This is a genomic window from Ruegeria sp. HKCCD4315, assembly GCF_013112245.1.
GTDB lineage: Bacteria > Pseudomonadota > Alphaproteobacteria > Rhodobacterales > Rhodobacteraceae > Ruegeria.
This window is the reverse complement of record NZ_WVRN01000002.1, coordinates 833,214-850,675: the sequence shown is the minus strand read 5'-3', so window position 1 is coordinate 850,675 and position 17,462 is coordinate 833,214. Positions and strand designations below refer to the sequence as shown.

Genomic DNA, 17,462 nt, shown 5'->3' with positions numbered 1-17,462 from the left:
TGGGTGTCCTCCCTATTGTTCTTGAGTTGGTGGATTAGCTGCGCAGCCGAATAGCCACGTTCTTGGTCTGGACGTAATTCCACAGTGCTTCGCGCCCCTTTTCCCGCCCGTAACCGGATTTTCCATATCCACCGAATGGCGTCTCTACGCCGCCGGCGTACCATTCGTTGACAAAGACCTGACCGGCGCGGATCTGCCGGGCCGCCTGCGTGGCGCGGTCGATGTCGCGCGTGAAGACTCCGCCGACCAGCCCGTAGGGTGTTCCGTTTGCAATCTCGATTGCTTGAGCGTCGTCACGGAACTTCAGAACCGAAAGAACCGGTGCAAAAGCTTCTTCGTTCGCAATGTTCATGTCAGGAGTGACGTTGGTCAGAATGGTTGGTTCCAGAAATGCACCGGGAATGTTCATCTTACGTCCGCCGGTGGCTGCAGTCGCGCCAGCTGCGATTGCGCCAGACACCATGCCAGCCGCGCGGTCACGCTGCGCTTCACTGACCATCGGCCCCATATTCGGGCCAAACTCACCCCGTTCGATACCCGGACCGACGGACAGGTTGCTTGCTACGTTCGAGATGCGTTCGATCAGTTCGTCGTGGCGGCTTTCATGCACGATCACGCGGCTCATCGCTGAACACACCTGACCGGCGTTGAAAAAGATCCCCCAGCGTACGTCGTTTTCGAAGGCTTCCAGGTCCGCGTCATCATGCACGATGGCTGCAGATTTCCCGCCAAGCTCCAGGACGCAGGGCACAACGTTGCGTGCGGCTGCACTGGCAATTGCGATGCCGGTTGGCACCGAGCCGGTAAAGACGATCTGATTGACATGTGGATGCGCCGAAAGCGCGGCTCCTGCCTCGTGACCCAAACCGCAAAGGATGTTTACAGCGCCTTTCGGTAGGCCAACCGCCTCGGCAGCATGCGCAAACCAGGCATTGGTCAAAGGTGTCAATTCCGGGGTTTTGATGACAACAGTATTGCCTGTGGCCAAAGCCGCCGACAGCGACCGCGCGGTCATCTCGACAGGATAGTTCCATGGGATGATTTGTGCGGAAACACCAAACGGCTCGTACGTGGTGAAATCGAAGTAGCTCGCTCCTAGTGGAATGGACCGGCCTTCGACGGTTTCAGCCTGATTGCCATAGTATTCGAAATAGCGTGCCGCTCCTTCGATTTCGACGCGTGCTTCCCAAAGCGGTTTGCCCTGCTCAAGGGTCAGAACCCGAGCAATCTCGTCAGTGTTGTCCAGCAGGTAGCGGCCCATAGCCTGTACCATGCGGCCACGTTCCACAGGTCGCAGATCGCTGAGCGCACCTGAAAGATGCACGCGGCGGGCCGCCATGACCGCACGATCCACGTCACCGGCATCGGCCAGCGCCTGTTCAGTTAGTTTTCCGCCGGTTCCCGGGTTGAAAACATCGATCCGACCCGCACCACCATCGATCCAGGTGCCGTCCACATAACTCTGCCAATATGGCTTAACGTCTTGCATGTCGCGCATCTCCAAAACTTCGGAGGGCAATGAATTACCCTCCGAAGCGCAAGTTTCTTTGACTTTGTTTGGTTTTATTCCACCGCCTCACGCATCCATTGCTGGAGCTTGGCGATGGAATGTTCACTCATGACACCACAGGCGGGGTCAAGAACCAGCGGGCCGGGAACATACCCTTTGGATTTCAGCCCGCGGTGAACGGATTCAACAAGGCGGATGTCTTCTTCGACTGTGGTCTGGCGGTCTTGTACGGCAAGCCCCCGGATTACGTCGCTTTCATGACCGCCTTCGGTATACCAGCCGCGCCATACCGTACAGGTGTCCACAGTGTTGGCACGCCAGTGATAGGTGTTCAGCACGTTGCCCGGATAGCACTGGAACGAGAACATGGGCCACAGGAACCACGACTGATAGTCGCCTGCATGCGGAACTGACATATCGATTGGATAGGTCATCTTATCCAACGCCTGACATTCCGTGGTGTGACGCAACACGTAACCGCCGCCCGCATCGGGTTGAATGTCGTAAGTTTCAGGCTTTACAACACCTTCCGCAAAAGTGGGGTGGTTCGAGGGGCAGTGATAGCATTCGGAGTAGTTTTCGATAGAAACTTTCCAATTGCAGTTTTCCGGAATCTCGACCCATTCCAGCGGTGCCAGGTCGTTTATGCCAGGCACGTATTCCGCAATCTCTTCGCGCACACCCGGATACCATTCGTCCATGGGCGCGGCATCTTTGTCGAGGTTGACGAAGATAAAGCCCAGGAAGTCCTCGGTTCGAACCTCGGTCAGGCAAATCTTTTCGCGCTGGAATCCGGGAACGTTCTTGACGTTGGGCCCCGCGCGCAATCCGCCGGTCAGCTCGTAGGACCATTGGTGGTAGGGGCAAACCACAACCCGCGTGTTGCCGGTTCCAGTGACCATCTCATGCGCGCGGTGCTGGCACACGTTGTAGAAAGTGCGGATGACGTTGTCACGCCCGCGGATGGCAAACAGATTCTGACCAGCAATTTCAAACGCGAAATAGTCGCCGACATTAGGGATGTCGTTAGCGTGGCCAGCATACTGCCAGGTGCGCATCAGAAGACCATTCATCTCTTTTTCAAAGACTGCCGGGTCGGTGTAATAGCTGGCGTCCAGCGAATGGGTCAGCGGGGCATTCATGTGTGTTCCTCCTGGTAAAGGCCAAGCTGATGACGGCGTATATGAAACTTTTCGACCCGCTCGACGATCTCATCGCTGGACACTGCTATCACAAAACTGAGCAGTGTTTCTAACAGAGCAATTGTAGACACGGAGGAAGGGAAGAATTGAGGGGTATCTACTGACACAACAAAACCGTGTTCAGCAGACAAGATTACGGGGCTGGCTGGCGAGTCGGATATTCCGATTACGGTTACACCTTGCTTTCGCGCGGTCTGTACCGCCTCGACGACTTCTGTGCGATATGGGTGGCACGTGATGGCGATCAGGACATCCTGCTCGTCCGCCCATGCCAGATCATCAATCGCTGTTGATCCGGGCCGGGGGATCGCATGGAAATCTGTCATACCGGTGCGGGCGAGATACGTGAAGTTGGACGCGTTCGAATTGTTTATTCCAACGCCCAGAGTATAGATGGATCGCGCCGACCAAATCGTTTCCGCAGCAGATTGTAGCCGACTGGCATCAATGTCCGCAAAGGTCTCTTCGATGTTTCGAATGGCTGAGCCCAGCAAGTCTGCATAAAGCTCACCCAGGTCGCCAGAACGGCTGATTCCCTGCAACCAACGTGCGCGGTCGGGGAATGAGACGTCGCTTCGGCGAATCTCATCACGAAATGGTTCCCGAAAATCTCCATAGCCCTCAAAGCCGATTTGTCTGGCCATTCGCACCACGGTGTTTGGTTTGACACTGGCGGCTTCGGCAATCTCACGGACGGTGGAGACGCCAACTTCTCTGGGGTTTTCCAGAACATACCGCGCGGCTTTCTGTGCTTCGGGGGTCAAGAGCGACAATTCTTGTGACAGGCGTCCCAGAACCTCGCTTGAAACATCTGTACCATTCATTGCGTATCTCGGTATGTACATTTGTGCCGTTTTACGTTGACACTGGTACATATGTGGCAATAGGAAGTCCACAGAAATATGCGACTCTCGAACAGGAATTTTTGCGATGTCCAAAAAAGAACTGCCCGAACGCGCCAAGGTTGTCATCGTCGGTGGCGGTGTCATGGGGTGCGGCCTTGCTTACCACCTTGGCCATGAAGGCTGGGGCGAAGAAACCGTCTTGCTGGAAAAGGCCGAATTGACCAGCGGATCGACCTGGCACGCGGCGGGTCAGATCACCCATTCAACCAGCTCATACGGGTTGGGTCGCATGGTGGACTACAACATTGGCCTGTATTCGAAGACTCTGGAAGAAGAGACCGGGCAGGCCGTCACCTGGCATGGTTGTGGCTCGTTCCGTCTGGCGTATACCGAAGACGAAATGGACTGGCTGCGCCACACCCTGTCTGTGGGTCGTTCGCTGGGCTTTAATATCGAACTGGTAGGCCCTGATTTCATCGCCGAGAAGCACCCGTTCTACAATCTGGATGGCGTTCTGGGCGCGCTTTACACCCCGGATGACGGTCATGTGGATCCGTCGAACGTAACCATGGCGATGGCCACTGGTGCCCGCCAAAAAGGCGTGAAAATCTTCCGCCACTGCCGAGCCACCAACATCACGCAGAACGATGCGGGCGAATGGGTTGTCGAGACCGAAAAAGGCACGATTGTCTGCGAACACGTGGTGAACGCGGGCGGCACGTATGCCCGCCAGATGGGTGAATGGTCGGGTCTGCAATTGCCCATGACCTCGATGACGCACCACTATTTCGTCACCGAGAATGTGCCCGAGTTTCAGGATCTGGACGTTGAGCTGCCTGTGATCCGCGACGACAAACAGGTCTCGGGCTATATCCGGATGGAGCAGAAAAAGGGCCTGATCGGGATTTACGAAAAAGAAAACTCGAACTCGGTCTGGCATGACGAATGCCCATGGGAATACGAGAACTGGCTGTTCGAGGCCGATTATGACCGCGTGATGCCCTGGCTGGAAAACTCGCTAGAGCGGATGCCGATATTCGCCGAATTGGGCATCACCCGCGAAGTGCATGGCGCGATCAGCCATCCGCCGGATGGCAACCCGATGGTTGGCCCCGCTCCGGGCGTAAAGAACTACTGGTGCTGCTGCGGTACCCAGATCGGTATCGGTTGGGGCCCCGGTCTGACCCGCGAACTGGCCAAGTGGATGGTCCGCGGCGCTGCGGACATCTCGATGCGCGACTACGACCCGCGCCGCTTTGGCGCCTATGCCAAGAAAGACTGGCAGGTCATCAAAGCGCACGAAGACTACAAATTGCGCCACGAAATCCCCTTCCCGCACTTCAACCGTCTAGAAGGCCGCCCGATCAAGCCGTCGCCGCTGTATGAAATCCTCAAGGACAAGGGCGCGGTTTACGAAGAAGTCTATGGTTTTGAACGTCCCCGTTGGTTTGCAACCGAAGGTGTCGAGCAGCGCGATCACTACAGCTTCCGCCGCAACGTGGTGCATGATGTGGTCGGGGCCGAGGTCAAAGCCGTCCGCGAAAGCGTCGGCATCATGGATGTGACCGCCTTTACCAAGGTCGAAGTTTCGGGCCCGGACGCTTATGCGCTGCTGGACCGTCTGACCGCAAACAAGATGCCGCAGAAGACCGGCTCGATCACACTGACCCATATGTTGAACCGCCGCGGTCGGATCGAGTTGGAGACCACGTTGGTGCGGATGGCGGATGACCGCTTCTATCTGGTCTGCGCGGCCTTCTTCGAACAGCGGCTGCTGGACCACCTGAACCACAACCGCGCGGATGAGAACGTGACCATCACGCCTCTGTCCGCTGGCTGGTCGGCCCTGTCGCTGAACGGTCCGAAATCGCGCGAAGTTCTGGCACAGTGCACCGATGCGGACCTGTCCAATGCCGGTTTCCGCTGGCTGTCGGCGCAGGAAATCACCGTGGCCGGTCACAAGGTCTGGGCGTTCCGCATGTCCTATGCCGGTGAGCTGGGCTGGGAATTCCACATGCCGGATGAAGCCTGCGTGGATGTCTACACCGCGCTGTGGGCCGCGGGCGAGCCGCATGGCATCGTCAACTACGGTTCATTCGCCATGAACGCGATGCGGATGGAGAAAGCCTTCCCCGGTGCGGGCGAGTTGACCAATGAGGTCACGCTGCCCGAGGCCAATGTGGGTCGCTTCTTCAAGCTGGACAAAGAGTATCTGGGTGTCGAAGCCACACGCGTCAGCGCCGAGCAGGCCGAGAAAGGCGAAATGCCCTGGGTCTGCGCCTATCTGGAAATCGAGCCCGACGGGATCGAGGACGGACACGGTGGCGAGGCGATCAAGGTAAACGGCGAGATTGTTGGTGCGACAGCATCTGTTGCTTACGGCCACACGGTCGGCAAGATCTTGGCCTTTGCCTATATCAAGCCGGACGCCAACGTACCGGGTCAGGAGATCGAGGTGATCGTTGCAGGTGAGCCGCGCAAGGGCCGCATTCTGGGCGAAGCTGCTTATGATCCGCAAAGCAAGCTGCCGCGCACCGACGCGCCCGCTGCGGTTCCCGCATAAGACAAGACCGGTGGGCACCAACACAGGTGCCCGCCGCGTTAGGCCAAAGAACTTAATTCAGGACATGGACCAGATGATCCCGGAAACGATGAAAGCCGTTGTGATGAATGGTCACGGCGGATTGGACATGCTGGAATACCGCGACATGCCCACGCCGACGCCCGAAAAGGGTGAGGTGCTGATCAAGGTCGGGGCCTGTGGTCTTAACAATACTGATATCAACACGCGCACAGCCTGGTATTCCAAGAAAGTGGATGCCGTTCTGGGCAGCGGCGCGGCGGATGGTTTTGACGAAGCCAGCGGCGATGACGGCACCTGGGGCAGCGGGTCGTTGAACTTCCCCGTCATTCAGGGCGCCGACGTGGCTGGTGAAATCGTTGCCGTTGGCGAAGGCGTTGATCCCGCACGCGTCGGCGAACGAGTGATGATCGACCCCTGGTTGCTGAGCCATGGGGATTGGCTGAACCCTGAAAACTCGGGCTATTTCGGGTCCGAGGCGGATGGGGGCTATGCCGAATACACCAAGGTGCGCGCGGCCAATGCGGTGCCCGTTAACAGCAGCCTGAGCGATGCGGAACTGGCCACTTTCCCTTGCGCCTATACGACCGCGGAAAATCTGGTTCAGCGCACTGCTCCGCGTCCGGGTGAGGTCGTGGTGATCACAGGCGCGTCCGGTGGCGTGGGCTCGGCCGCTATTCAGTTATGCCGCCTACGCGGTTGCAAGGTGATCGCGATTGCCAGCCTCTCGAAGGCCGAAATGCTGCATGAACTGGGCGCAGCCCATGTCATCGACCGTAACACCGTTGATCTGGAAGCCGCTATTCGCGACGCCGCAGGCGGGCCGGTCGACATCGCGCTTGATGTGGTCGGATCACCGATGTTTATGGCGCTGATCAACGCTTTGCGTCAGGGTGGGCGTTACTCCACATCAGGGTGCATCGCTGGTCAAATGGCCGAATTCGACCTGCGTCAGCTGGTCTACAAGGACCTGCAGCTGACCGGTGCAACCATCTGCCCGGCGGGCACAATGCAGCGTGTGGTTGGCATGATCGAAACCGGCGCTTTGAAGCCTCTGTTGGCGGCGATCTATCCGCTGGAAGATCTCGCGAAGGCTCAAGAGGCGTTCGTTCAGAAAACGCATGTTGGAAATATCGTGGTGACACCCTAACGCGCGCCACGCCCCTTTTTAAGAAAAACGGCAAAACCAGTCTTTGGTTTGGCGGGCCAATCTAAGGAAAACTGACGTGAAGATCATCCGCATTGCAGCTTGGGAAGTTCCGCTGACTAGCCATGACACCTACTACATGGCAGATGGGAAAACCTGCGACACCACAACCTCGGTTGTGCTGCGTCTCGACACCGATACGGGCTTGTCTGGCTGGGGTGAGGTCTGCCCGATCCCGCATTACCTGCCTGCCTATGCCAAGGGCGTGATCCCCGCCATCACTGAGTTGGCCCCGGTTCTGATCGGCACCGACCCGGTGGGGCCGGAAACCGTAATGGAGCAGGTGAACCGGTTTCTACAGGGTCATGTATACGCGAAGTCCGCGCTGGATACTGCGCTCTGGGATCTGACAGGGCAAGCCGCGGGTCTACCTGTTCACCGCCTTCTGGGGGGTCGGCAGGTCAAGGACATGCCGCTCTATCACTCAATCACCTGCGTGGCCCCGGACGAAATGGCCCGCATGGCGCAAGATGCGTTTGACAAGGGCATGCGCCAGTTTCAGGTCAAGCTGGGGGCTGATGGCGAGTGGCAGACGGATGTTGAGCGACTGGCGAAAGTGCGCGAGACCGTTGGTCCGGGCCCATTGGTCTATGGCGACTGGAACTGTGGCAGCGATGCGCTGAACGCGATCCGTGTCGGTCGCGCCGTCGCTCATCTGGATGTCATGCTCGAGCAACCTTGCGCGACGCTCGAGGAATGCGCCCATGTGCAGCGGGTCACTGGCCTGCCGATGAAAATCGACGAAAACGCGTATGACGTCGCCTCGGTCATCGCAGCGCATCAGGCCGGTTGTATGCAGGCTGTTGCATTGAAGCTGTCCAAAATGAGTGGCTTGTCCGCCATGCGGCAAATCCGCGATGTCTGTCTGACGCTGGGTACTCAGATGTGTATCGAGGATACCTGGGGCAGCGACATCACCACCGCCGCGCTTCTGCATCTGGCCGCTTCGACCCCTGCGCGCGGAATCATGAACACCTGCGACCTGAGCCACTATGTCGGCCCACGTCTGGCCCCCGATGGTCCGGTGCGTGAAAACGGCCGCATTACCCCGCCCGAAGGGCCCGGTCTGGGCGTCACGCCCGACGCCGACGCTTTGGGCCAGCCTGTCACCATTATCGATTGATCCCAATCCCAGCCTGCCGAGAGACCTGTTATGGAAGATTTCAGCAACGCCTACCCCTCACATGATCCTGAATGGGTCAAAGACATGCACGCAGATCACTATCTGCAAAGCTGGTCGAAACAAGGCAGCCGCCCGCGCGTCATCACCGGCGCGCAGGGCAGCTGGTTCTGGGACAGCGATGGCAAGCGCTATCTCGATTTCCAAAGCCAGTTGGTGAACGCCAATATGGGCCACCAGCACCCTAAGATCGTTCAGGCGATCAAGGATCAGGCCGATAAGTTGTGCTATATCGGCCCCGCCATGGGTTCGGATGTACGTTCGGAAATGGCGGCGATCATGAATGAGATCACGCCCGCGAACATCACTTCGACCTTCTTCACAACCGGCGGCTCGGCAGCGAACGAAACCGCGATCCGTCTGGCACGGCACTATACCGGGCGCACCAAAATCATTGCGCGCTATCGCTCGTATCACGGGGCGACCGGTGGCACGCTGTCCCTGACAGGCGACCCGCGCCATCACCTGACCCGGGCCGATATGCCGGGCGTGGTGCGGATGCTGGACCCCTATGTCTATCGCCTGCCGACTGGTCACACCGACCCGGCGAAATGCCCGGTGGCGCAGGGTGGTCCGCATCTGGAAGAGATCCTGATGTACGAAAACCCCAACACGGTGGCGGCTGTCATTTTGGAGCCGATCGTGGGCACCAACGGCATCATCGTGCCCCCCGATGGCTACCTGCAATCGATCAAAGAAACCTGCGAAAAACACGGCATCCTGCTGATCGCGGATGAGGTCATGGCTGGGTTTGGTCGTACCGGTAAATGGTTCGCCGTCGATCACTGGGGCGTGCAGCCCGACATCATCACCAGCGCCAAGGGCATCAACTCGGGCTATGTGCCGCTGGGCACCATGTCGGTCTCGACCGAGCTGCACAACTGGCTGCGCGACACTCCGATGCCGGGCGGTCTGACCTATGCCGGTCACCCGCTGGCCTGTGCGTCGGGCATTGCCGCAATTCGCGCCATGCAGGACGAAGGTGCGCTGGAAAACGCCACTGCGATGGGTGAGAAGATGCGCGCCGAACTGGCCAAGATGGCCGAAAAGCATCCCAGCATCGGCGACATTCGCGGAAAGGGCATGTTCAACGGTATCGAGCTGGTCAAGAACCGCGACACGCGCGAGCCGCTGGTTCCGTTTGCCGCGAAAGGCCCGGACGCCAAACCGATGACGGACATGATGAGCTTTGCGATGAACGAGGGCCTGTACCTGTCGTTCTACTCAAACGTCGTTCGCCTAACACCGCCGCTGAACATCAGCGAAGAGGATCTGATGACCGGTCTGGAGATACTGGATCGTACCCTCGACATCGCTGACTGCGAGTGTGTTTGAGCGTGACTTTGAGAGGCCGATGAAATGACCAATTACGGTGTCATCATTGTGGGGGCGGGGCAAGCTGGTTGCTCCGCTGCCGTCAAACTGCGCAATCTTGGTTATGACAAGCCAATTGCCCTGATCGGTGAAGAGGCGCACCCGCCCTATCAGCGGCCGCCTCTTTCCAAAGCTTATCTTCTGGGCGAGCTGCCGCGTGACCGTCTTTTCCTGAGGCCCGAAAGCTTCTTTGACGAGCATCAGATCGACCTGCACCTGAACCAGCAAGTCACCGAGATATCGGCAGACAACCAGACACTTGTTTGTGGCGACCAAACGCTGGCGTTTGAGCATCTGGTCCTCGCAACCGGCTCGACCCCCAACCGCCTGCCCGAGAGCATCGGTGGTACTCTGCCCGGGACCTATACAATCCGTGGCATCGCCGACATCGATGCAATTGCGCCCGAGTTCAAGCAAGGGCGAAAGATCGTCATCATTGGCGGGGGCTATATTGGCCTGGAAGTTGCTGCCGTTGCTGCAAAGCTTGATCTTGAAGTTACACTGATCGAAGCCGCTCCGCGCATTTTGCAGCGGGTTGCTGCCCCGGAAACCGCTCAGTACTTCCGCGACCTGCACGATGCCAACAACGTACGCATTTTTGAAGATACCAAGATTGCACGCGTTACCGGAGTAGAGCGCGCAGACGGGGTGGAGCTTGCCAATGGTGAGGTGATCCCGGCCGATTTTGTTGTTTTCGGGATCGGCATCACGCCAAACACGGCCCTTGCCGAAGCCGCCGGTGTAGACGTTGAAAACGGCATCAAGACAGACACATGGGGCCGCACCTCGCATCCTTGTATCTGGGCGGCAGGAGACTGTGCGACGTTTCCGCATGGTGATGCACAGATCCGCCTGGAAAGCGTCGGCAACGCCATTGATCAGGCCGAAGCGGTTGCTGAGAACATCATGGGTGCAACCAAGCCTTATGAAGCAAAACCCTGGTTTTGGTCTGATCAGTACCATGTGAAGCTTCAGATTGCTGGTCTGAATGCCGGCTACGATCAGGTCGTTTCTCGTGAAGGCGAGGATGGGTCGACTTCAGTCTGGTACTACCGCGATGCCCAGCTTATCGCCGCGGATGCGATGAACGACCCGCGCGCCTACATGGTTGCGAAACGGCTGATCGAATCCGGAAAATCCCCGCATCCCCAGATGGTTGCGGATACAGCTACTGATCTCAAATCACTTCTTAAAGTCTGAGGAAAGGCACGACAGCGCATGTATCTTGAGTCAAAACCCATCACCCGGTGCCGGGAGGGCGAGCACCCAAGCGCTGCCGGACATTCTGCGGGCGTTGCGCAGAAGCGCCATTTTTATTTTCTGCTGCTTCCCGGTTCCAACATGCTGGATTTTGCGGCTGGGATCGAACCGCTGCGGGCCGCCAATTCCGTTACGGGGGAAACAGGTTACACCTGGTCGATTATGACCGAGACCGGCGCGCATGCAACGTGTTCGAACGGAATCGAAATCCCTGCGCAGACAGGCCTGTGTACAACGCGACATTCAGATTACGTGATTGTATGCTCGGGGAATGCCGGGTACTTGGAAGCCCGTCCCGAAACCCTGCAATGGTTGCGTAGACATGCCAGATTCGGCGGTCGGGTTGCTGCGATTGGAACCGGCGCGTTTACATTGGCGCGGGCCGGGCTGGCAAACGAAGCGCAATTGACGTTGCACTGGTCACTGGCCCCGGTCTTTGAAGAAATGTTCCCAAAATTGGACTGTTTGCCGTCGCGGGTTGTGGCTGATGACGGTGTGGCCTCAAGCGCTGGGGGCACTGCAGGCCTGGATTTGACTCTGTCCATCATCGAGTCGGATTTCGACAACGGCACCGCTCAGAAAGTGGCGGATTATTGCGTCCACGACTTCGACTGCCACAGCAACCGGTCGCAACGCCAGGCCATGTCGAAAATGGCCGGATCCCGGAACCCCGCGTTTCTGAGTATCCTCAAGAAAATGGAGGACTCGCTGCAGGACCCAATTCCGGTCGATGAACTTATCGAAGACGAAAAAATCTCAAGACGGCAGATCGAACGTTTGTTCAACAAACACCTCAAGACAAGCCCGTCCCGATATTATCGCAATTTGCGTCTTGATCGGGCGCGGGTGTTGCTGCGCGGTACTGATCTGTCCATCATTGATGTTGCCGTCGCGACAGGGTTCGCCAGTATCGTCAATTTCTCGAAAGCCTACAAAACGAGATTTGGCGAGCGTCCAACGGCAGACCGATCAGCCGCGTAAAGGCGCGGCTATCTGAAAGTGGTAGCAAGCGATCCCGAAAAGGCGAACTACATCGCGGCCTCTACGACCAGCCAGTCCCAGAAGGCGCGAACCCTTGGCTGACGTTGGCGGTGGGAAACCGCGCTCAGGAAATAGCGCGGGGCAGGGGGCACGGTTTCGGAAGGCAGTTCAAAGGGAATGCACAGTCGCCCTTCGGCCAGCATCCTCTCGGCATTGGCCCGATTGCCCAAAGCCACGCCGATCCCTCGGGCTGCTGCCTCGAATGCGTGCAATGAGTAACTGACCGAAAAGAAACGCTGACGACGCAGCCAGGATCGCCCTGCCAGCACTTTTTTCCATGACGTCAGACGCCTTTCAGTTTCTATCAGCGTCGCGCCTTTCAGGTCATCCAAAGCCCGCAATGCGTTCGCCTCAGCATAATCTGTACTGGTCAACGCAACGAGTTCGTCTGGCAAAAACTGCAGTGAAACCAAATCCGGGTCGGCCTCGAACCTATATTCAATGGCAACATCAATGCCTCGTTCTTCGGGGTTGAATGTCATCCGATCGAGAAGACGAATGTCAAAATCGGGATACAGTTCCGAGAACCCGTGCAGTTTGGGCATCAGCCACATTGCGGTCAGCGTAGGCGGGGCCGCAATTGTCAGAATTTCACGTTGAGATTGTTGGGTCGCAACCGATGTCGCACGCCCAATCGCTTCTAGGCCGGGGCGGACTTCTGTCAGATAATCATGCGCGCCTTCGGTGAGAACCAGATTGCGCCCTCGGCGAATGAACAAGGGTGCCCCAAGAAATCCTTCCAATTTGTCCAACTGATGGCTGACTGCTGGGGGGGTTACGTTCAACTCGGCTGCGGCTGCCCGGACACCGCCCAGACGGGCGACGGTTTCAAACACATGTAACGCGTGAAGGGGAGGGAGTTTGTGAGTCGTCATTTTGTTTAAAATAACTAAACAAAAAATACAAAAGCAATGAATTTTCTTTCAAGCTAGCCGCTTTTATCCTGCCTAAAATGGATCGCAGCAAGGATGCCGAAATGAAGCCGTTGAAAGACATTCTCGTGGTCTCGATCGAACAGGCACTGGCGGCACCGCTGTGCACTGCGCGACTGGCCGAAGCCGGGGCACGTGTCATCAAGATCGAACGCGCAGAAGGGGATTTTGCGCGTGGCTATGATCGTGCGGCCAAAGGCACAAGTTCGTATTTTGCCTGGACCAACCAAGGCAAGGAATCGCTGGCGCTTGACTTCCGCACTGAAGAAGACGCGACCTTGCTGCATCGGATTGTCGCTCAGGCTGATGTTTTTGTTCAAAATCTTGCTCCGGGTGCCATGGCGCGCGCCGGGTTTGGTTCGGCAGAGTTGCGCGAAATGCATCCGCATCTCATTACCGTTGACATCACCGGCTATGGAGAAAGCGACGCGGTCAAGCATCTGAAGGCCTATGACTTTCTGATTCAGGCTGAATCTGGTCTCACTGGAATCAGCGGTGGTGTTAACGAAATGGGACGCATCGGCGTATCGATTTGTGATATTGGTGCAGGCATGACCTCCCACGCGGCCGTTTTGGAAGCCCTGATGCGTCGTGAAATGACGGGCGAAGGCGCTGCTTTGGCCGTCTCGTTGTTCGACGTGGCAGCAGACTGGATGAGTGTCCCGCTGATGCACAGCGAATACGGAAAAGGTGCACCGCAACGCGTGGGTTTGCGCCATCCAAGTATGGCCCCCTATGGTGCGTTCGAAACGAGCGAAGGCGCATTAACGTTAATCGCCATTCAAAATGAACGTGAGTGGCAGCGGTTTTGCCAAGAGGTCTTGCGCTCGAACACCGCAGGCTCAGACTCCAGATTTGCGTCCAACAATGACCGGGTTGCCAATCGCGACGCGCTGGAGGACCTGATTTCCAAGGTGTCGCGAGAGCTGACCTTGCAAGAGTTCCGGGCTCGGTTGGCCGCAGCGAACATCGCGTATGGCGCAGTCAACAGTGTTGAAGCGCTGGGCAACCACCCAGCCTTGCGGCGTCGCGAAGTGACAACTGAAGGAAATGAAACGATCGCGATACCCGCAGCGCCAATTCGTTGGGTGGATGTTGAAGAGGTCAGCCCGTTGTCGTCTTCTCCTGCAATCAACCAGCATGGCCCGGCGCTGCGCGCTGAATTCGCCTGACCAAAGCAGAGAGGTCAACATGATGTTGCAAGCCGTAGACTCCTGGATCGGACGTTCGCAGACGCACGAAGACAGTTTGCGCGCCGAGCCCGCCCAGTTCATGCAGGCCACGATTGGTCGCGAACCGACGTTGGAAAACGGCGATGTTTTGCCGCCCCTGTGGCATTGGCTGTACTTTCTTGAAGCGAAACCAGCTGATGAGTTGGGCAGGGACGGCCATCCAAAAAAAGGGGGGTTTCTCCCTCCTGTCGCGCTGCCCCGTCGGATGTGGGCCGGTGGCAGGTTTGAATTTCTGGCACCCGTTCCGATTGGCGATCAGGTCAAAAAGCGGTCTACGATCAAGCATATTGCGGAAAAGAACGGGCGCAGCGGCTCATTATGTTTCGTGACCGTTCTGCATGAGGTTTTCCTGGGCGACGGTACGCTTGCTCTGACCGAAGAGCATGACATCGTGTACCGCGAAGATCCGCATCCTGACGCCCCAAAACCTATGCCAGCCCAAGCGCCTGACCAAGCTGAAGTGTCCGAGGTGATCTCGCCCACACAGGTTATGCTGTTCCGCTATTCGGCGCTGACCTTTAACGGGCACCGGGTTCACTATGACGTGGATTATGCCCGTTCGGTTGAAGGGTATGACGGTCTGGTCTTTCATGGGCCGCTCACGGCAACCTTGTTGGTCGACCTTGCCCAGCGCACCATGGGAAAAGCCCCGAAGACCTTTGAGTTTCGCGGGACTGCACCTCTGGCAGGGATGAATCCCTTCCATATCGAAGGTGTTCGCGAAAACAACACGATGCAGCTGTGGGCGCGCCGCCATGACGGGGCCAAAGCCATGCAAGCAACAGCCACTTTCTAAGGTTCAGGCCTATGCAATCGAAACTCGACGCAGAGCAAACCGTGGCAAAACCAAATGTGCTGAACTTCTCGGAGCGTCTTGCGGAATGGGCAACGCAGTCGGACCTTGGCGTTGACGCCGAAGTGAGAGAACAGGCGCGTTTCACGCTGATCGACACATTGTCCTGTATGGTTTTGGGCGCGACAGAGCGTCAGGCCACTGCGGCATCGGATGCAATGCTTTTTGGCCTGAGACAGGGGTCAGTTCCGCCGGTTGGTGGCGGTGAGATGCTGTCGATAACCGGTGCAGCGCTGGCCAATGGCGCGCGTGCAGCGGCGCTGGACTTCGACGATTACGAACTGTCCGGGTCCAGTCACGCAAGCGCGCCGGTTCTGAGTGCTTTGCTGAGCCTTGCTCACAAGGTGCCGATGACAATTGACGAAATGAATGACGCCTGGATCGTAGGGTATGAGACCATCATCTGGATGGGCAAAGCGCTGGGATACGGTCACTACGACATCGGGTGGCACTCGACATCCACATTGGGTCCGATTGGGACAGCTGCCGCAGTGTCCAAGGCACTTGGGCTGTCGGCGCGGCAAATGTCCAATGCTATGGCGCTTGCGGTGTCGTCTTCTTCCGGGTTGCTGACACAGATCGGCTATGACGCCAAAGCGCTTCATACCGGATTGGCGGCGGAAGCTGGGCTGAGGGCGGCGCTTTTGGGTCGCGCGGACGCAACTGGAAACTGTAATCTGTGGGATTCCGAGTTTGGGTTTACAAAGGTTTACGGCACACCGGAATCCATTGGTTTTCGTGAAATGATGAAGACGATGGAACTGGGCCAGGCTGTTCAACAGTACCCGGTTATCCGAAAGCTGTGGCCGAGCTGCGCCTACACACAACGCCCAATTTACGGTGCGATTGAGTTGAGCCAACAGATCAAACACCCAAGCGATATCGCTTCTGTCAAAATCCGCATGCCCGCGCCGTTCCATCGCGTTGCAGGCTTTGGTGTACCGGACAACGACGCCGAGGCCCGCTTTTCGGTGCGGTACTGTATCGCCGTTGGTTTACTGGAAGGCCGCGTCGTCCCCGGCGACTTTGAGCCAGACGGATTCAACGATCCTCAGCGTCGCGAACTGACAGCTTCGATCGAGCTGGATCTGTACGATCTGCCGAAAGGTGACACTGGTGACATCGGTCCGACAACCCCGGAAACGATCACAGTCGAACTCAAAGACGGTCAAGTGATCAGCCATGAAATGACTTTTGTTCCTGGCGGTGCGTCCATGCCCATGACCAAAGCCGACTTAATGCAAAAGGTGCGCGCCTGCGGCTGCTCGGTCGAATTGGCACAGGCATATCTGGCGGCACATGGCGATACGCCTTTGTTGGACACCGGATTGCTTGGTCAGGTGTCGCCCCCAATGATGGCGCGCGCGGGATGAAAAACAGATCTCTCAGGTCGCTTCTCTATATCCCCGGGCACGTTGAAGCCCTCGTCCCCAAAGCTGCAAGGACGGAAGCTGATGTTATAATCCTTGATCTTGAAGATGCAGTGCCGCAGTCCGAAAAGGAGAATGGGCGGCAAAGGCTTCGCGGTGCGACGACCGTATTGCGGAATAAAGGCAAATCGGTAGCGGTCAGGATAAACAACGACGACGCGCTTCTAGAGGATGACCTGTCTGCAGCGACTGCGGCAGGGATCGATTACTTGATCCTGCCAAAAGTCGAAAACCGTGAATTTATTCAGAAAGTTGCCGATTTCGTTCATGCCAAGGGATGCGATGACGTGTCCCTGATTGGTTTGATCGAAAGCCCGGTGGGGTTGCTTAATGCGCCGATGATTGCTGCAGCACAAGAGCGATTGATCGCGTTGAATCTCGGGACGGAAGACTTTTGCCTGGAGATGGGCATGGAGCCCGAATGGGGCGGTCTGCTTTATCCGAGCCAACAGATCGTGACAGCAGCACGGGCGGCCGGCAAAATCCCTTTGGGCTATGCCGGCAGCATCGCGCAGTATCACGACATTCCCGCCTTCAGCACGACAGTGGAAAGATCTGCCAAATTGGGGTTTGAGGGCGGTTTTGCAATCCACCCTTCACAAGTGTCGCCGTTGAATACTGCGTTTACCCCGTCGAAAAACGCAGTTGCTCAGGCGCAGAGGATTGTGGCTGCATACGAAAAATCCCTGGCTGAAGGTCGTGGTGCCGTTTCGCTCGACAACAAGATGATCGACTTGCCGATCGTCGAAAAAGCGCGGCGCGTCCTTGAGGCGGGATCTCGGTTTTCTGACCGTTTCGCATGAACCTACACAGTT

General features: G+C 57.4%; 14 protein-coding genes. 10 read left to right on the top strand and 4 right to left on the bottom strand.

The features are described from left to right. Positions 1-34: 34 nt before the first annotated feature. The 3 genes from GS646_RS21630 to GS646_RS21620 form a co-directional block, all read right to left on the bottom strand. Positions 35-1,489: an aldehyde dehydrogenase family protein gene (locus tag GS646_RS21630; RefSeq protein ID WP_171648012.1), complete on the bottom strand. Its 1,455-nt coding sequence runs from the start codon at positions 1,487-1,489 to the stop codon at positions 35-37. A 74-nt stretch (positions 1,490-1,563) separates the two neighbouring features. Further along, the gene (locus tag GS646_RS21625; RefSeq protein WP_171095334.1) at positions 1,564-2,652 is read right to left on the bottom strand and encodes an SRPBCC family protein; all 1,089 of its coding nucleotides are present in this window, start codon (positions 2,650-2,652) and stop codon (positions 1,564-1,566) included. Next, positions 2,649-3,536: a MurR/RpiR family transcriptional regulator gene (locus GS646_RS21620; protein ID WP_171648014.1), complete on the bottom strand. Its 888-nt coding sequence runs from the start codon at positions 3,534-3,536 to the stop codon at positions 2,649-2,651. Before GS646_RS21620 ends, GS646_RS21625 begins: the two co-directional genes overlap by 4 nt. A 106-nt stretch (positions 3,537-3,642) precedes the next feature. Here GS646_RS21620 and GS646_RS21615 point away from each other — a divergent pair, with 106 nt between their 5' ends. The 6 genes from GS646_RS21615 to GS646_RS21590 all read left to right on the top strand — a co-directional run bounded on the left by GS646_RS21615 (position 3,643) and on the right by GS646_RS21590 (position 12,140). Next, complete coding sequence (locus tag GS646_RS21615; RefSeq protein WP_171648015.1) at positions 3,643-6,120, top strand: FAD-dependent oxidoreductase; 2,478 nt, start codon at positions 3,643-3,645, stop codon at positions 6,118-6,120. A gap of 10 nt (positions 6,121-6,130) precedes the next feature. After that, positions 6,131-7,288 (top strand): alcohol dehydrogenase family protein, encoded by a 1,158-nt coding sequence (locus tag GS646_RS21610; protein ID WP_371732122.1) that lies wholly within the window; start codon positions 6,131-6,133, stop codon positions 7,286-7,288. 76 nt (positions 7,289-7,364) lie between these two features. Continuing rightward, positions 7,365-8,468 carry an enolase C-terminal domain-like protein gene (locus GS646_RS21605; protein WP_171648017.1) on the top strand — a complete coding sequence of 368 codons (1,104 nt, stop codon included), beginning with the start codon at positions 7,365-7,367 and terminating at the stop codon, positions 8,466-8,468. Positions 8,469-8,498: 30 nt separating this feature from the next. Then, complete coding sequence (locus GS646_RS21600) at positions 8,499-9,860, top strand: aminotransferase class III-fold pyridoxal phosphate-dependent enzyme (protein WP_171648019.1); 1,362 nt, start codon at positions 8,499-8,501, stop codon at positions 9,858-9,860. A gap of 24 nt (positions 9,861-9,884) precedes the next feature. Then, a complete protein-coding gene (locus GS646_RS21595) occupies positions 9,885-11,099 on the top strand; it encodes an NAD(P)/FAD-dependent oxidoreductase (RefSeq protein WP_171187540.1) in 1,215 nt (404 codons plus the stop codon). Between the two features lie 18 nt (positions 11,100-11,117). After that, positions 11,118-12,140, top strand: a complete 1,023-nt coding sequence (locus GS646_RS21590) for a GlxA family transcriptional regulator (RefSeq protein WP_171187542.1) — start codon at positions 11,118-11,120, stop codon at positions 12,138-12,140. A gap of 47 nt (positions 12,141-12,187) precedes the next feature. On the opposite strand, the gene GS646_RS21585 is transcribed toward GS646_RS21590, so the two are convergent. After that, entirely contained in the window at positions 12,188-13,075 is an 888-nt protein-coding gene (locus GS646_RS21585) for a LysR substrate-binding domain-containing protein (RefSeq protein WP_253746681.1), read from the bottom strand. A 101-nt stretch (positions 13,076-13,176) separates the two neighbouring features. Between GS646_RS21585 and GS646_RS21580 the strand changes: the two genes are divergently transcribed. The 4 genes from GS646_RS21580 to GS646_RS21565 are packed head-to-tail and all read left to right on the top strand — an operon-like array spanning position 13,177 to position 17,450. Continuing rightward, positions 13,177-14,304 (top strand): CaiB/BaiF CoA-transferase family protein, encoded by a 1,128-nt coding sequence (locus GS646_RS21580; RefSeq protein ID WP_216600485.1) that lies wholly within the window; start codon positions 13,177-13,179, stop codon positions 14,302-14,304. Positions 14,305-14,323: 19 nt separating this feature from the next. After that, a complete protein-coding gene (locus GS646_RS21575; protein WP_171187549.1) occupies positions 14,324-15,160 on the top strand; it encodes a MaoC family dehydratase N-terminal domain-containing protein in 837 nt (278 codons plus the stop codon). Between the two features lie 11 nt (positions 15,161-15,171). Further along, on the top strand, positions 15,172-16,590 hold the full coding sequence (locus tag GS646_RS21570; RefSeq protein ID WP_171187551.1) for an MmgE/PrpD family protein: 1,419 nt from the start codon (positions 15,172-15,174) through the stop codon (positions 16,588-16,590). Next, the gene (locus tag GS646_RS21565) at positions 16,587-17,450 is read left to right on the top strand and encodes a CoA ester lyase (protein WP_171648021.1); all 864 of its coding nucleotides are present in this window, start codon (positions 16,587-16,589) and stop codon (positions 17,448-17,450) included. Before GS646_RS21570 ends, GS646_RS21565 begins: the two co-directional genes overlap by 4 nt. Positions 17,451-17,462 lie beyond the last annotated feature (12 nt).

Bases quoted from the DNA above. Each gene is read 5' to 3' on its own strand.
- GS646_RS21630 (WP_171648012.1), bottom strand. From the start codon at position 1,489: ATGCAAGACGTTAAGCCATATTGGCAGAGTTATGTGGACGGCACCTGG.
- GS646_RS21625 (WP_171095334.1), bottom strand. From the start codon at position 2,652: ATGAATGCCCCGCTGACCCATTCGCTGGACGCCAGCTATTACACCGAC.
- GS646_RS21620 (WP_171648014.1), bottom strand. From the start codon at position 3,536: ATGAATGGTACAGATGTTTCAAGCGAGGTTCTGGGACGCCTGTCACAA.
- GS646_RS21615 (WP_171648015.1), top strand. From the start codon at position 3,643: ATGTCCAAAAAAGAACTGCCCGAACGCGCCAAGGTTGTCATCGTCGGT.
- GS646_RS21600 (WP_171648019.1), top strand. From the start codon at position 8,499: ATGGAAGATTTCAGCAACGCCTACCCCTCACATGATCCTGAATGGGTC.
- GS646_RS21595 (WP_171187540.1), top strand. From the start codon at position 9,885: ATGACCAATTACGGTGTCATCATTGTGGGGGCGGGGCAAGCTGGTTGC.
- GS646_RS21590 (WP_171187542.1), top strand. From the start codon at position 11,118: ATGTATCTTGAGTCAAAACCCATCACCCGGTGCCGGGAGGGCGAGCAC.
- GS646_RS21585 (WP_253746681.1), bottom strand. From the start codon at position 13,075: ATGACGACTCACAAACTCCCTCCCCTTCACGCGTTACATGTGTTTGAA.
- GS646_RS21580 (WP_216600485.1), top strand. From the start codon at position 13,177: ATGAAGCCGTTGAAAGACATTCTCGTGGTCTCGATCGAACAGGCACTG.
- GS646_RS21575 (WP_171187549.1), top strand. From the start codon at position 14,324: ATGATGTTGCAAGCCGTAGACTCCTGGATCGGACGTTCGCAGACGCAC.
- GS646_RS21570 (WP_171187551.1), top strand. From the start codon at position 15,172: ATGCAATCGAAACTCGACGCAGAGCAAACCGTGGCAAAACCAAATGTG.
- GS646_RS21565 (WP_171648021.1), top strand. From the start codon at position 16,587: ATGAAAAACAGATCTCTCAGGTCGCTTCTCTATATCCCCGGGCACGTT.